This is a genomic window from uncultured Coprobacter sp. (assembly GCF_947855755.1).
Lineage (GTDB): Bacteria > Bacteroidota > Bacteroidia > Bacteroidales > Coprobacteraceae > Coprobacter.
Genome location: NZ_CANUAR010000027.1, coordinates 25,938 through 39,709, shown reverse-complemented (window position 1 = coordinate 39,709; position 13,772 = coordinate 25,938). Strand labels below are relative to the sequence as shown.

Annotated in this window: 9 protein-coding genes; 3 read left to right on the top strand and 6 right to left on the bottom strand. The window is 39.0% G+C overall.

Annotated elements, in window-relative coordinates; genetic code table 11:
* Positions 1–25: 25 nt before the first annotated feature.
* From Q0093_RS12605 to Q0093_RS12595, 3 genes are all read right to left on the bottom strand, one after another.
* The gene (locus Q0093_RS12605; protein WP_297931032.1) at positions 26–484 is read right to left on the bottom strand and encodes a single-stranded DNA-binding protein; all 459 of its coding nucleotides are present in this window, start codon (positions 482–484) and stop codon (positions 26–28) included.
* A gap of 80 nt (positions 485–564) precedes the next feature.
* Positions 565–1,338, bottom strand: coding sequence for a pyrroline-5-carboxylate reductase (proC, locus tag Q0093_RS12600; protein WP_294179241.1), 774 nt, complete (start codon positions 1,336–1,338; stop codon positions 565–567).
* Positions 1,339–1,420: 82 nt separating this feature from the next.
* The gene (locus Q0093_RS12595) at positions 1,421–2,803 is read right to left on the bottom strand and encodes an NAD(P)/FAD-dependent oxidoreductase (RefSeq protein WP_297931029.1); all 1,383 of its coding nucleotides are present in this window, start codon (positions 2,801–2,803) and stop codon (positions 1,421–1,423) included.
* A 317-nt stretch (positions 2,804–3,120) separates the two neighbouring features.
* On the opposite strand from Q0093_RS12595, the gene Q0093_RS12590 reads away from it, so the two are divergent.
* Positions 3,121–5,745 carry a zinc-dependent metalloprotease gene (locus tag Q0093_RS12590; protein ID WP_297931026.1) on the top strand — a complete coding sequence of 875 codons (2,625 nt, stop codon included), beginning with the start codon at positions 3,121–3,123 and terminating at the stop codon, positions 5,743–5,745.
* An 11-nt stretch (positions 5,746–5,756) separates the two neighbouring features.
* Positions 5,757–8,378, top strand: coding sequence for a zinc-dependent metalloprotease (locus Q0093_RS12585; RefSeq protein ID WP_297931024.1), 2,622 nt, complete (start codon positions 5,757–5,759; stop codon positions 8,376–8,378).
* An 89-nt stretch (positions 8,379–8,467) separates the two neighbouring features.
* Here the strand turns inward: Q0093_RS12585 and argB are convergent, their stop codons facing one another.
* The 3 genes from argB to Q0093_RS12570 form a co-directional block, all read right to left on the bottom strand.
* The gene (gene argB, locus Q0093_RS12580) at positions 8,468–9,238 is read right to left on the bottom strand and encodes an acetylglutamate kinase (RefSeq protein ID WP_294179247.1); all 771 of its coding nucleotides are present in this window, start codon (positions 9,236–9,238) and stop codon (positions 8,468–8,470) included.
* A 3-nt stretch (positions 9,239–9,241) separates the two neighbouring features.
* A protein-coding gene (gene prfB, locus Q0093_RS12575; RefSeq protein WP_297303043.1) for a peptide chain release factor 2 occupies positions 9,242–10,358 on the bottom strand; the annotation gives its coding sequence in 2 pieces (ribosomal slippage) (positions 9,242–10,294 and positions 10,296–10,358; 1,116 coding nt in all).
* 114 nt (positions 10,359–10,472) lie between these two features.
* Positions 10,473–12,284 (bottom strand): long-chain fatty acid--CoA ligase, encoded by a 1,812-nt coding sequence (locus Q0093_RS12570; RefSeq protein WP_297931021.1) that lies wholly within the window; start codon positions 12,282–12,284, stop codon positions 10,473–10,475.
* 287 nt (positions 12,285–12,571) lie between these two features.
* Between Q0093_RS12570 and Q0093_RS12565 the strand changes: the two genes are divergently transcribed.
* Positions 12,572–13,651 (top strand): M20 family metallo-hydrolase, encoded by a 1,080-nt coding sequence (locus Q0093_RS12565; protein ID WP_297931018.1) that lies wholly within the window; start codon positions 12,572–12,574, stop codon positions 13,649–13,651.
* Positions 13,652–13,772: the final 121 nt, after the last annotated feature.

Here is a 13,772-nt window from a genome sequence, read left to right as displayed (position 1 = left end):
TCGTTGCAAAAGTACAACTAAAAAATTAAAAAGGCAAATCATCTATATCATTATTCCCTGAATCCATGCTACTCCCTTGTGCAGGGGAAGTTAATGTCGGTTGCGCAGGATTCTCGATTTGGGAAACCGACGACATTCCTATCTGTTCGTTTTTACGTCCCAACAACTCCATATTGTCAGCATAAATTTCGGTAGTATAACGGGTAATATTGTTTTGATCGACCCAAGAACGTGTACGAATTTTTCCTTCGATGTAAAGCTGAGTCCCTTTACGGACATATTTTTCAGCTATTTCCGCTAATCCCCGCCATAAAACGATATTATGCCATTCTGTTTTTTCAGGAATCTGAACTCCCGCACGAGTAGTATATGCACGATCGGTTGTCGCTAATGGAAAATTCGCCACACACACATTATTATCGAGATATCTTATATCGGGATCTTTACCCACATTTCCTATGAGTATAACTTTATTTACTGACATAAATAATATTAATTAGATTATTTTTCAAATATACAAAACTCAAATGAAAACACCACCTCTTCGAATAATATTTTCCGGAGTTACTTGCTTGCTTTCATCGCCTTAATAATCGCAGAAGTAAATCCGGAATGGTCCAGCTCATTCAAGCCTTTGATCGTTATTCCTCCGGGAGTAGTAACTTTATCTATCTCAATAGCAGGATGTGTATCATTATTCAATATCAATTCGGCAGCACCTTTTACAGACTGTGCGATCATTTTCATTGCCGCTTTTGGGTACACCCCCATCTCCACTCCGGCTTCTGTTGCTGCATATATATATTTTAAAACATAAGCAATTCCGCAAGAAGTCAAAGCTGTTGTTGCCGCAATCTGCGACTCGGGAATAAGCATTGCCAATCCCATTTCATTAAAAATATCCGCAATTTGCCGCTCTTGTTTTTCCGATGCATTAAACGATGCGATCAAAGTCATACTCGCCAACTCCGAAATAGCCGTATTTGGGACTAATCTGAAAATCGTCATTTTAGAAGAAGTTATTTGAGCCAATTGTTCAAGACTTACGCCTGCAGCAATAGAAATCAAAAATTGTCTCTCCGGATCTATTTTCAACTGTCCCAATACTTCGGACACCAACCAAGGTTTCACAGCCAAAATAATCGCATCCGCACAATTTACAGCCTCTTGATTTTGAGTTGTAATTGATATTCCGGAAGCATGATTTTGTAACTGTTCCAACTTTTTTATATCCGGATCAGCTACTATTATGTCGCTGTTCTTGATGATTGTTCCCTGAGCTAATCCTTTAGCGATAGCTCCTCCCATATTTCCAGCTCCGATAATTGCGATTTTCATAATTGGATAAATTAAATTTTACTTAAAATATTCTATAACTGATTTTTATTTAGAGCCTGTTTAAATTTTCCGAAAACCAACTTCATTCAGACCGACTTGCTGTTTTTTGCTCTTTTTGCTGCTGTTCCTGCATCAAATCATCTCCGAGATGAGTCGTAGCTTCGATAATTTCCCGATCACGTATTTCTTTAGCCTTACGGGCATATACTATCATACGCATAGATTGATCATAAGTGAGATAATTCCATATCCAGTTCAACAACACGATTACCTTATTCCGTACTCCTAAAATAGATCGCAAATGAACAACCAACCACATTATCCAAGCAAACCAACCTTGCATTTTCACTCTATTGAATTCGGCTACAGCCCGATTACGCCCTACTGTTGCCATAGAACCCAAATTTCGATAACGGAAAGGCTTCATCTTCAACCCTTTTTCATACCGAACCAAATTTTTCGCCAATAATTCTCCTTGCTGTATTGCAACCTGTGCCAACTGGGGATGTCCGTTCGGGTATTTTTTATCAGTCAACTGAATGCATTGATCTCCAATCGCAAATACATTATTCAATCCTATTACTTGATTGTATTCATTAACTTTGATACGGCCTCCCCGTCCTATTAACGAAGAATCCATATTTCCGATCGGTACACCTGTTATTCCACTTACCCAAATAAACGTACGCGTTGCTATTGCACTACCATCTTCGAGAATAACTTTATGATCACGATAATCTATTACTTTTTTATTCAACAAAATATTTACTCCCATTTCCCGAAGGAATTGTTCTGCGTGTGCCGATGATTTTTCCGACATTCCCGCAAGCAAACGAGGCCCTGCTTCGATCAAATAGACATGCATCAGATTACTGGACATATCGGGATAATCATTCGGTAATACAAATTTCTTCATTTCCGAAAGAACCCCAGCTACCTCCACTCCGGTAGCTCCTCCGCCTACAACCACGACATTCAATAATTCTTGCTGTTCTTGTTTAGTCGCACAAGTAAGAGCCCGCTCAAAATTCGCTAATAAAGCATTTCTCAGCCCCATCGCCTCAGATACATTTTTCATCGGTATCGCCTCTTCTTCGATATGCCGATTTCCATAAAAATTAGTCGTCGTACCGGCCGCCAAAATAAGATAATCATATTCAATCTTTCCGATAGAAGTCTGAATTATATTTCTTTCGGGAAAGATCGCCCGAACCTCTGCCATACGGAAATAGAAATTTTTACGATGTTGAAATATTTTGCGGAACGGGAAAGATATAGAAGTCGGCTCCATCCCGGCCGAAGCGACCTGATATATTAACGGTGGGAATTGGTGGTAATTGTTTTTATCAATCAACACGACTTGGAAATTCGATTTTTTCAATTTATTCGCCAATTTCAAGCCACCGAATCCGCCCCCCACAATAACGACACGTTTTTTATCGTTCTTTGCAATATTAAAGCTCATATTTTTTTAATATTTATACTTAATCTTCCATAATATACCATCGAAATTTCAGACATCGACAGTAACTTAACAAAGGTACGCAATTTTACGCATGAACATAGCCTGTCAAGAAAAATTTATCTTTTATCCCCATTTTCTTTGAGATGCAAAACATGAGATATTATACATGATTATCAAACAGATAACAAAGTATATCTAAATTTTCCGATAAAAAATCTCTTTTGATGTACAAAAGACAAAATAATAGCTTAATTTTGCTTTTATATATCATCATGCGACCTAATATTCTTTGATTCAAAATCAATAACCTATACATAATGATAAAAATAAACAAATTGTTGTTGATCCTGACATGCAGTTTTGCGTTCGGATTATATCAACCGGAATGTTCGGCGGGTATTTTTAAGAAAAAGAAAAAAAATGAGGCGAACAAAGAAGCTGTTAAAGAAAAGAGTAAATACGAAAAATTCTTTTCTGAAAAGCATACTACCGTAGACGGATTGATAAAGATGCACAAAATGAAAGGGAAATTATATTTCGAACTCCCGGTAAGTCTTTTGAATCGCGATATGCTTTTAGGATCGACAGTCTCCGAGATCAGTGACAATGCAAATGCAATTATCGGTTCTAAACCGACAGACCCGATTCATTTCCGTTTTTCAAAAATGAACGATGTTATTTGTATGAATCTCGTTCAATCGGAAAATATAAATTCCGATCAAGATGAAAATATCCAACGCTCCATTGCAAAAAGCAACATAGATGCGATATTAGAAACATTCAAAATTTCGGTCTATACACCAGATAGTAGTGCGGTAGTATTTGATGTAACAGACTTTTTCGTGGGGGACAATAAATTGATGACCCCATTCGACAGATATAGTGCCAATCTGAGTTGGGGCATGAAAAGATCTGAAATTTTCCAAAGTGACAAATCGAGTTTAGGAGAGATAAAAGCCTTTCCCGACAATGTCTTAATTCGCAGTAATTTGTCCTACACATACACTATTTCGGGAAGTCGCGGAACATTGGCGAAAGACGTGCCATTCACGGCATTGATGACCCGATCTATTATTTTGTTGGATGAAAACCCTTACCGTCCCCGCATTACAGATAGCAGAATAGCCATATTTCCTGTACAAATAACTGATTATTCCGCAAAAGAGCAAAAAACCAAAAACATATATTATGCCTACCGATGGCGATTAGAACCTTCGGATATGGAAGCTTACAAACGCGGAGAAAAAGTCGAACCTAAAAAACCGATCGTTTTTTATGTAGATAACAACTTCCCGGAAAAATGGCGTAAATATATTAAAGAAGGCGTAAACCAGTGGAACGAGCTATTCTCGGAAATCGGATTTAAAAATGCCATCAAAGCTGTCGATTTCCCTGAAAATGATCCGGAATTCGATCCCGATAACATCAAATATTCCTGTATCCGTTATGCTCCGATTGCCATAGAAAATGCAATGGGACCCTCATGGGTAGATCCACGCAGCGGTGAAATTTTAAGTGCGTCTGTTTATTTATACCACGATGCAATAGAATTGTTAAACAATTGGTTATTTATCCAAACATCTCAAGCTGATAAACGGGTACGACATACTCTTATACCGGACGAAATTATCGGAGACGGACTACGCTATGTTATCTCACATGAAGTCGGACACTGTTTAGGCTTTATGCATAACATGAGTGCGTCTTCCGTAATTCCTGTCGATTCATTACGGTCTCCCTCTTTTACACAAAAATACGGTACGACAACTTCTATCATGGATTACGCCCGGTTCAACTATGTAGCACAGCCGGGAGATATGGAGAGGGGAGTAAAATTGACTCCGCCCCGTTTCGGAGAATATGACCGTTTCCTCGTTAAATGGAATTACACACCGCTACCGAACGCATCAACAGCTAAAGAAGAATATAAGATAACATCTAAATGGATCTCAGATTTATCCGGTAATCCCATATACCGTTATGGGAAACAGCAGGGACAGATTATCGATCCGAAATCCCAAACAGAAGATTTAGGCGATAATGCAATGAAAGCAAGCGAATACGGGATAAAAAATTTGAAATATATTTTGGAAAATCTAAATAATTGGGTGGATAAAGAAGATCCCGATTATTCTTATCGAACTTCTATTTATAACGGAGTAATCATGCAGTATCTTACTTATTTAATGCATGTTTACGGTAATGTAGGCGGTATTTACTTAAATGAGAAACATGTAGGAGATCAAGTTGAAGCGGTAATGAGCGTGCCTGCCGAGAAACAAAAAGCTGCCGTAAAATTCCTGTTAGACCAAATATCCTCTATGGACTGGATCGACAACAAAGAACTGATGAAAGAAATGTCTCTGATGGGTTCTCCTGCAGACCTGCTGAGAAATGAAGTTATGAAAGCGGTTATCGCCTCTCCGAATAAAGTAGAATTATCAGCACTCAAGGCAGGGAAAAATGCTTATTCTGTAACAGACTGTTTGGAAGATGTTTATCAATATGTATGGAAGCCTACCTTATACGGAGAAAAACTATCCGAGAATCAAATAAAAATGCAGAATCTCTTTGTAAAGTATGTAGGAATCGGTGCTGGAATAAAAATCGGGAAAGATGCCAAAACAAAATCTTTGTCGGGAGAAGGATTCATCGGTATTCCCGATTTTCTGAAAGGCTCATCTCCAATAGCCCACAGTTCTTTCTGCTCTTGCCATCCGGATGCATTAAAACACTCAGAAAAATTTTCTCTGAATCCGGTTGCCGGATATGAACCGTCATCGGCGACTTATTTTATTGCTCGCCCGCAAGATGGATTATATTACGGCTATTTGCTTAAAATACAGAATATTTTGAAAGGGAAAATAAATCATCCGGACAAAAACACCCGGTTGCACTACCAATTGTTGTTGCATAATCTTGATAATTCATTGAAGTTATAAGGAGTTTGAAAATGAGCAATATAAAAGTAATCATAATATTATTGATATGTCTTTTCACCGCCGCAGGAATGCCTGATGCCTCTGCCCGTAAAAAGAAAAATAAACAAAATGCAAAAACAGAGGAGGTAAAAGAAATCTCAAAATACGAAAAACTGTTCAAAGATAAAAAACATATTCAGGCAAAGGGACTTTTTACCATGCATTTAGTAGAGGGAAAAGTCTATATGGAAATTCCTGTCGGTACATTCGGACAACGAATGCTGATGGGATCGACGGTAGAGAAAATCAGCGATCCTTTAGAATCCTCCGTAGGAGCTCAGCCGACCCCTCCTATACAAGTTATTTTCGAGAAATCAGATTCCCTCATCAAAATTTGTAAAGTCAACGAAAAAATTAAAATCTCAGATAAAGAAAAAGGTATTCGCACCGCAATTGCAAAAAGCCAAACCGGAGCTATCATCGCTTCCTTTCCAATAGCAGCATATACCCCGGACAGCTCGGCTATAGTATTTGAGGCAACCTCATTTTTTATCAGTGATGATAAATCTCTCAACCCTTTAGACCCTAAAGCTTATAACAGTTTAGAAGGGTATGTAAAAAGGTCAGGTACATTCAAACGCAGCAAATCTCAAATTGCAGGTGTAGAAGCCTATCCTGACAATGCATCGGTAACAAGCTGTTTAAGTTATTCGGTCTCCCTTTCTCTATTCGGAATTTTTAAAATGGTAGAGGACAAGCCCTTGACAGCTTTAGTAAAACGGACATTCCTGAAACTTCCGGATGAAGGCTTTATTTCTCGCGAAGCAGATGCCCGAGTCGGTACTGCTTACTCACAATATATTGAATATTCAGGAGATCAGCAAGGCTCAAGAAACAGGTACTATGCCAACCGCTGGCGATTAGAGCCCAAAGATAAAGACGCTTTTCTATCAGGGAGACTTTCTGAGCCACAAAAACCTATAGTTTTTTATGTAGATAATACTTTCCCTGAAAAATGGCAGGAATATATATCTCGCAGCGTAGCACAATGGAACAAAGCTTTCGAGAAAATCGGATATAAAGACGCTATCCGCACAAAAATATATCCGCAAAACGACTCTACTTTCAACGACACGAACTTGAAATACTCTTGTATTCGTTATGTCGTTTCTCCGTCCGAAGGGATCAATGACAACGTATGGACCGATCCTCGCACCGGAGAAATTATCAGTGCGAATATTTATATTTGTCACAATCTTCCGATGCAAATTCAAAGAGATCGTCTATTACAGACCGCAGCTTACGACAAAAATGCCCGTACATTGACTTTGAATGAAGAAGATTTTGGAAAAGCTTTTGTCTCCATACTGATGCGTAATATCGGCCACTGCTTGGGTCTGGCCGATAATCTGGCCGGATCGGCTGCATACTCTGCCGACTCGTTGCGTTCTGCCGATTTCACGAAAGAAAAAGGAATCAGCGCGTCGGTAATGGACGATCTGACATTCAATTACCTGTTATCTGCCGATCTTTATAAAACAGGAGACTCATGGTGTCAGGAGTCGATCGGAGAATATGATTATTGGGCTATACGATGGCTGTACGGATCTTTTTCTAATGCCGATAATACTCTTGAAAAAGAATCTGCTATGCTGAAAAAATCGGTATCGGAGAAATCAGGAAATCCGGTTTACATGTACGGGAAACGACAAAACAGAAGAGCTTTTTACGACCCCCGATCCATGTCGAGAGATTTAGGGAATAATGCCGTCGAATCTGTAAATTTCGCCTTCAAAAATTTATCCGAAGTAATTGCCGGCATGAATAATTGGATCGATAAACAGGATTACGATTATTCTTTCCGAAAAGTAATCTACGGATATGTAATCAACCAAGTATATGATTACATGGTACACGTTTTTCAAAACGTAGGAGGAATTTATATAAATGAAAAATATGCTGGAGATCCCACCCCCACATATCAATCAGTGCCAAAAGAGATTCAAAGAAATTCACTATTATGGATCATGCAACAAATCGAAGATTTAGCTTGGTTAGACAATCCCGATTTGATTAAAAATTGCGGACTCGAAAGTAACATCAGTAATTTCGCACAAAAATATTTCGGGAACTTTATTTTCGTACAATTAAATGCAATGGCATTGAGCGAAAGCAAATCGGAAGACCCCTATACACAACTTGAAGCTGCTCGTGATGTAATAAATTTTTTAATGAAAGAATCTAATGCCGGAAAAATACCGAGTGACAACAAACTGTCATTACAAAGCATGTTTGCAGATAACCTGATTCAATGGTCTAACTTGACAGGAAAGGCTTCAGGGACTTCCTCTTCTTTTTCTTCGATATTAGGTTTAGCATTAAAAGATACAAATACGAAAAACGTATTGCAATATTACGATTATATCCGAAAATACCCGGAACTTATAAATTCCACAACAGAAAATGAAGGAATGTCGGCAATGCAAAGTATCCGCTTTAATGTCCTCCCGGAGCGCTCACATGAATGGTACGGAATGTTGCTTGATTTTAAATCATCTCTTCGAAATGCTGCGAATAAAGCTCCGACAGAAGAATTGAAAAATACTTACTTATACCAAATCTATAAAATAGATAAAGCGTTAAGTAAAGATTAAAAAAACTGTTGTTACATAAAAATCCCTGATTTAGGACGGTTTCCAAATCAGGGATTTATTTTACATATCTGTTCCGATTTTATCGAATATCACTTTACAATACGTGTTCCCGTATCAGATAATATCGCCGAAGCTTGAGTAATAACAACCTCTTTAACTCCGGCATCAATCGCCTGAAAAGCATTTTCAAGTTTAGGAATCATTCCACCCTGAACAACTCCGTCATGCACATATTGTTCGAACTGGTCCTTATTAATAACCGGTATTACGCTATCATCATCATTTTCATCGCTCAAAACCCCCTTTTTCTCAAAACAGAAGACCAAAGTCACATCAAAATATGCGGCAAGAGCTTTTGCTGCCTCTCCGGCAATAGTATCGGCATTTGTATTCAATAATTGCCCCTTTCCATCATGCGTAAGCGGAGACAAAACCGGCACGACTCCGGTACGAATCAGTGCAGCCAACGTATCGCCACGCACCTCCTTTACATCTCCTACAAAGCCGTAATCCACCTCTTTTACAGGACGCTTTTCAGATCTGATAATATCCATATCCGCACCTGTCATTCCCAAAGCATTCACAGACAGCGACTGTAATCCTGCAACAATATTTTTGCTCACCAATCCTCCGTAAACCATAGTTACGATTTTCAACGTCTCCGCATCCGTAACCCGTCTCCCGTTCACCATTACGCTTTCAATACCCAACCGAGCAGCGACTTTTGTTGCAGAACGCCCTCCACCGTGCACCAAAACTTTATGTCCGGGAATTTGAGCAAAAGTTTTTAACAGATTCTGTAAAGTATCGGGTTCTTCCACAATCTTACCCCCTACTTTTATCAATGTCAATTTTTCCATATCCTAAACATTCTCTCCGCCGAACTCCATTAAATAAGCTTTTATAAAAGCATCGATATTCCCATCCATTACTCCTTGTACATCTGAAGTTTGGTAATTGGTTCTGTGATCTTTAACCCGTCTGTCATCAAACACATAGCTACGTATTTGCGAGCCCCATTCGATTTTTTTCTTTCCGGCCTCGATCTTTTCCTGCTCCGCCATACGATGCTTCAGTTCTTTATCATACAAGATAGACCTCAACTGGCGCAAAGCATTTTCCTTATTTTTCGGTTGGTCTCGAGTCTCGGTATTTTCGATCAATATCTCCTCTTCTTCTCCGGTATAAGGGTCTTTATATTGATACCGTAAACGTACACCGGATTCAACTTTATTTACATTTTGTCCTCCAGCACCTCCTGAACGGAATGTATCCCACGAGATGCAAGCCTGACTGATCTCGACTTCGATAGTATCGTCGACCAAAGGAGTTACAAAAGCCGATGCAAAAGAAGTCATACGTTTGCCTTGAGCGTTGAAAGGCGACACACGCACCAAACGATGTACACCGTTCTCGCTTTTCAAATATCCGTACACATAATCTCCTTCGATCTGTATCGTTACACTCTTAATACCGGCTTCATCTCCTTCGAGCAGATTCGAAATCGAAGCCTTATAACCATGAGATTCACACCAGCGCAAATACATACGCATCAACATAGAAGCCCAATCCTGACTTTCCGTTCCTCCCGCTCCTGAGTTAATTTTCAGAACTGCACCTAACTTATCTTCCTCTCTACGAAGCATATTCCGCAACTCGAGATTCTCGATTAGAGTAATCGTTCTCGCATAAATCTCATCCAACTCAGATTCTGTAATAACTTCTTCCTTTACAAAATCAAAAGCAATCTTCAATTCGTCCACAGATTTTTCAACCTCATCATAACTCTCTATCCAAAACTTAAGGTCTTTCACTTTCTTCATCTGGGCTTCGGCCTTCTTACGGTCATCCCAAAAATCCGGGACATGAGTTCTCAATTCTTCCTCTTCGACCTGAATCAATTTCGCATCGATGTCAAAGATACCTCCTCAACGCCAACTTGCGTTCTTCCGTCTCCTTTAGTTGCTCTGTCGTAATCATTTCTTAATTTAAATATATTAACCAAATTAAAGTACGCCGTACTGCGCAAGTTTCATAATACAATCGACTTCACGCAACACGGTGTTTATAAATTACTGCTAAAATAAGCAGCTATTACATATACATGGCTTCTATCTCGGCACGATAGAGCTGATTTATAATCGGCCGTCTGATTTTCAACGTATTCGTCAGCTCACCGGTTTCCATGCTGAATGCACGAGGCAGCAACGTAAAACGTTTAATCTGTTCGAATCGTGCAAAATTAGCCTGCAATTCAGAGATACGCTCTTGTATCAATTTCTGAATACTTTGATTCTTAACCAATTCCTCCAAATTTCGATATTGTATCTGTTTCTGAGCCGCATATTCTTTTAATGCTTCATAAGCCGGAATAATAATCGCCGTTACATATTTACGCTGATCTCCGATAACTGCAACCTGATCGATATACTTATCCTCTCCCAACTTCGTTTCGATAGCTTGCGGAGCTATGTATTTACCGGTCGATGTCTTAAATAAATCTTTAATACGTTCGGTCAATACCAATGATCCTTCAGCATTCAATTTACCGGCATCTCCGGTTTTGAACCATCCGTCTTTTGTAAAAACTTTGGCAGTCTCTTCCGGCTTTTTATAATATCCTTTCATAACAGTACCGCCCTTTACCAAAATTTCATTATCCTCACCCATTTTCACCTGAATACCGGGCAGAGTAGTACCTACTGTTCCAAATTCATAGCCAGAAGATTCAAAACAAGTTACCGTAGCAGTTGTTTCCGAAAGTCCGTACCCGTATATGATATTTATACCGCAAGAATGCAAAAATTCATTTATCGTATCCGACAAAGGCGCTCCGGCAGTCGGGAATATATTCCCGTTTTCAACACCTATCGCTTTCCTTATTTTAGATAAAACCAACTTATCCCAAAAACGGTATCGGCACTCTAAAAAGAAAGGTACTTTTTTTTCTAAACGAAGAAAATCTATATTTCGTTTCCGACCCGCTCTCAGAGCCTTCATCATCATTATTCGCCGAATACCCTTACTCGCAGAAATTTTCTCCTGTACAGCCGTATAGACTTTTTCCCAAAAACGGGGAACACTACACATAATAGTAGGACGAACCTCTCTTATAACCGATTGTATTTCATCCGGTTTCTGATTTATAACAACTCGCATGCCCTTCACCAGACAAAAATAAGTCCATGCACGTTCAAAGATATGAGTCAACGGCAAGAAACATAAAGAAATATCTTTCTCAGAAACCATTTTCAGTCTTTGAATATGAATACGCATAGCCTCATTGAAATTTGAGTTCGTAAGCATCACCCCTTTAGGTTCTCCCGTCGTTCCGGAGGTGTAAATAATACTTACCAAATCCTCATCCGAAGCACTCAGCATACGCTTTTCCAACATATTACGAAGAGTATTATCCGCCCGTTCGCCGATCTTATATAATTCTTCAAAGCGAACCGATGTAGTATCATCCTCAGCTAATTTTACAGAAGGGTCAAGAATAATGAGTTTTTCTAATGAAGTACAGTTTTTCCGGGCAGCATAAGCATTATCATACTGGAATTGCCCTCCGACAAACAAAAAACGAACCTCCGCTTCATTAATAATATACTCGATTTGCGATTGAGAACTGGTTGCATAAAGGGGTACGACTACTGCCCTATTTTCGTATGCTGCAAAATCTATAACCAGACCTTCCGGTCTATTCTGCGTATAAGTCGCTATATTTTCCTGTTCCCGGACTCCCATTGTAAGGAAAGCCAACGCAATATGCTCTACCTGTTCCGAAAATTGAGTCCAAGAAGTAGATATCCATTTGTCATTCTCAAAATCTTTATGACGGAATACTTCCCGATCACCATACTTCTCCGCTTGGTTGCGTACCAACTGAGAAAAGTGTTTTATTGCCATATAATTTATAATAAAATCAGTCACAAAGGTAATGATAAAAACCGAACGTTTACTATTTTAATAAGTTTTAAGAACCTGTTTAAATTTTGCACAGATCAGTATTGAAAGTTTCTTTCGAGGATATTTTCTCGTTTTATAAGGATAATAGCAGACTATTCGATGAATGAAACCGGGAAAACGAACTGACAGAATTTCCTCATTGGAAAATTCAATCCGTCTCCCAACATTTTTTCTTTAAAACAGAATTATTCATTACTTTTGCCAAGTTACTCAAACAGATTGCTTAAATGAGCACAGACGAACTTTATTATCAAGCTATCGATCTTCTAAAAGAACTTATAGAAATTCCATCCATAAGTCGGGAAGAAAACAAGGCGGCAAATGTCCTCGAACAATATTTAAGGGACATTTATCCCTACAAAAATCAAATTTTCAGAAAAGGGAATAATGTCTGGGCTGTTTCGCCTCATTTCGACAAAAAACGTCCTACCCTCCTGCTCAATTCCCATATCGACACAGTAAAACCTGTATCCGGATGGGAAAAAGAACCTTATACCGCAACAGAAACGGATGATCGAATTTTCGGATTAGGAAGTAATGATGCAGGTGCATCATTAGTAAGTTTATTGCATGTGTTCATTTTTCTCACCGAAAACCGACAACCCTATAATCTCATCTTCCTTGCATCTGCAGAGGAAGAAGTTTCAGGGAAAAACGGTATAGAATCCGTATTACCGGAACTGCCGCCCATCACCTTAGCGATAGTAGGCGAACCCACAGGTATGCAACCCGCCATAGGAGAAAAAGGATTGATGGTTCTCGATTGCTCGGTATATGGCAAATCGGGACATGCAGCACGGAACGAAGGAGAAAACGCAATTTATAAAGCGTTAAAAATAATCGAAAATTTCCGGGATTTTCAATTTCCGAAAGTTTCAGAACAATTAGGAGCTGTAAAACTCAACGTTACACAAGTCCAAGCGGGTACTCAACATAATGTAATACCCGACCGTTGCGACTTCGTAGTTGATGTTCGGACAAACGAACTCTATAAAAATGAAGAAGCGTTTTCTATTCTACAAAAAAATATCGATTGTGAAATGAAAGCCAGATCTTTCAGGCTCAATTCATCAAGAATTGAAATGAATCATCCGATCATTATACGGGCAAAAATGTTAGGATTGCAGCCTTTCGGATCTCCGACCCTTTCAGATCAGGCCTTAATGCCTTTTACCTCCGTAAAAATAGGTCCGGGAGACTCGGCACGGTCACACACGGCAAACGAATTTATTTTGAAAAGCGAAATCAGAGAAGCAATCGATTTATACATAAAATTATTAGATCGGCTTTCTTTAGAGCCTGTCTAATTTTGCTCGGGTCAGATTTGAGAGTTTCTTTCGAGGATATTTTTCTGTTTTTAGGAGAAAGATAGCGGGCTATCTGACGAGGGAAAACGGGAAAAAAGACCGAAAGAAAACGCAAAAATGA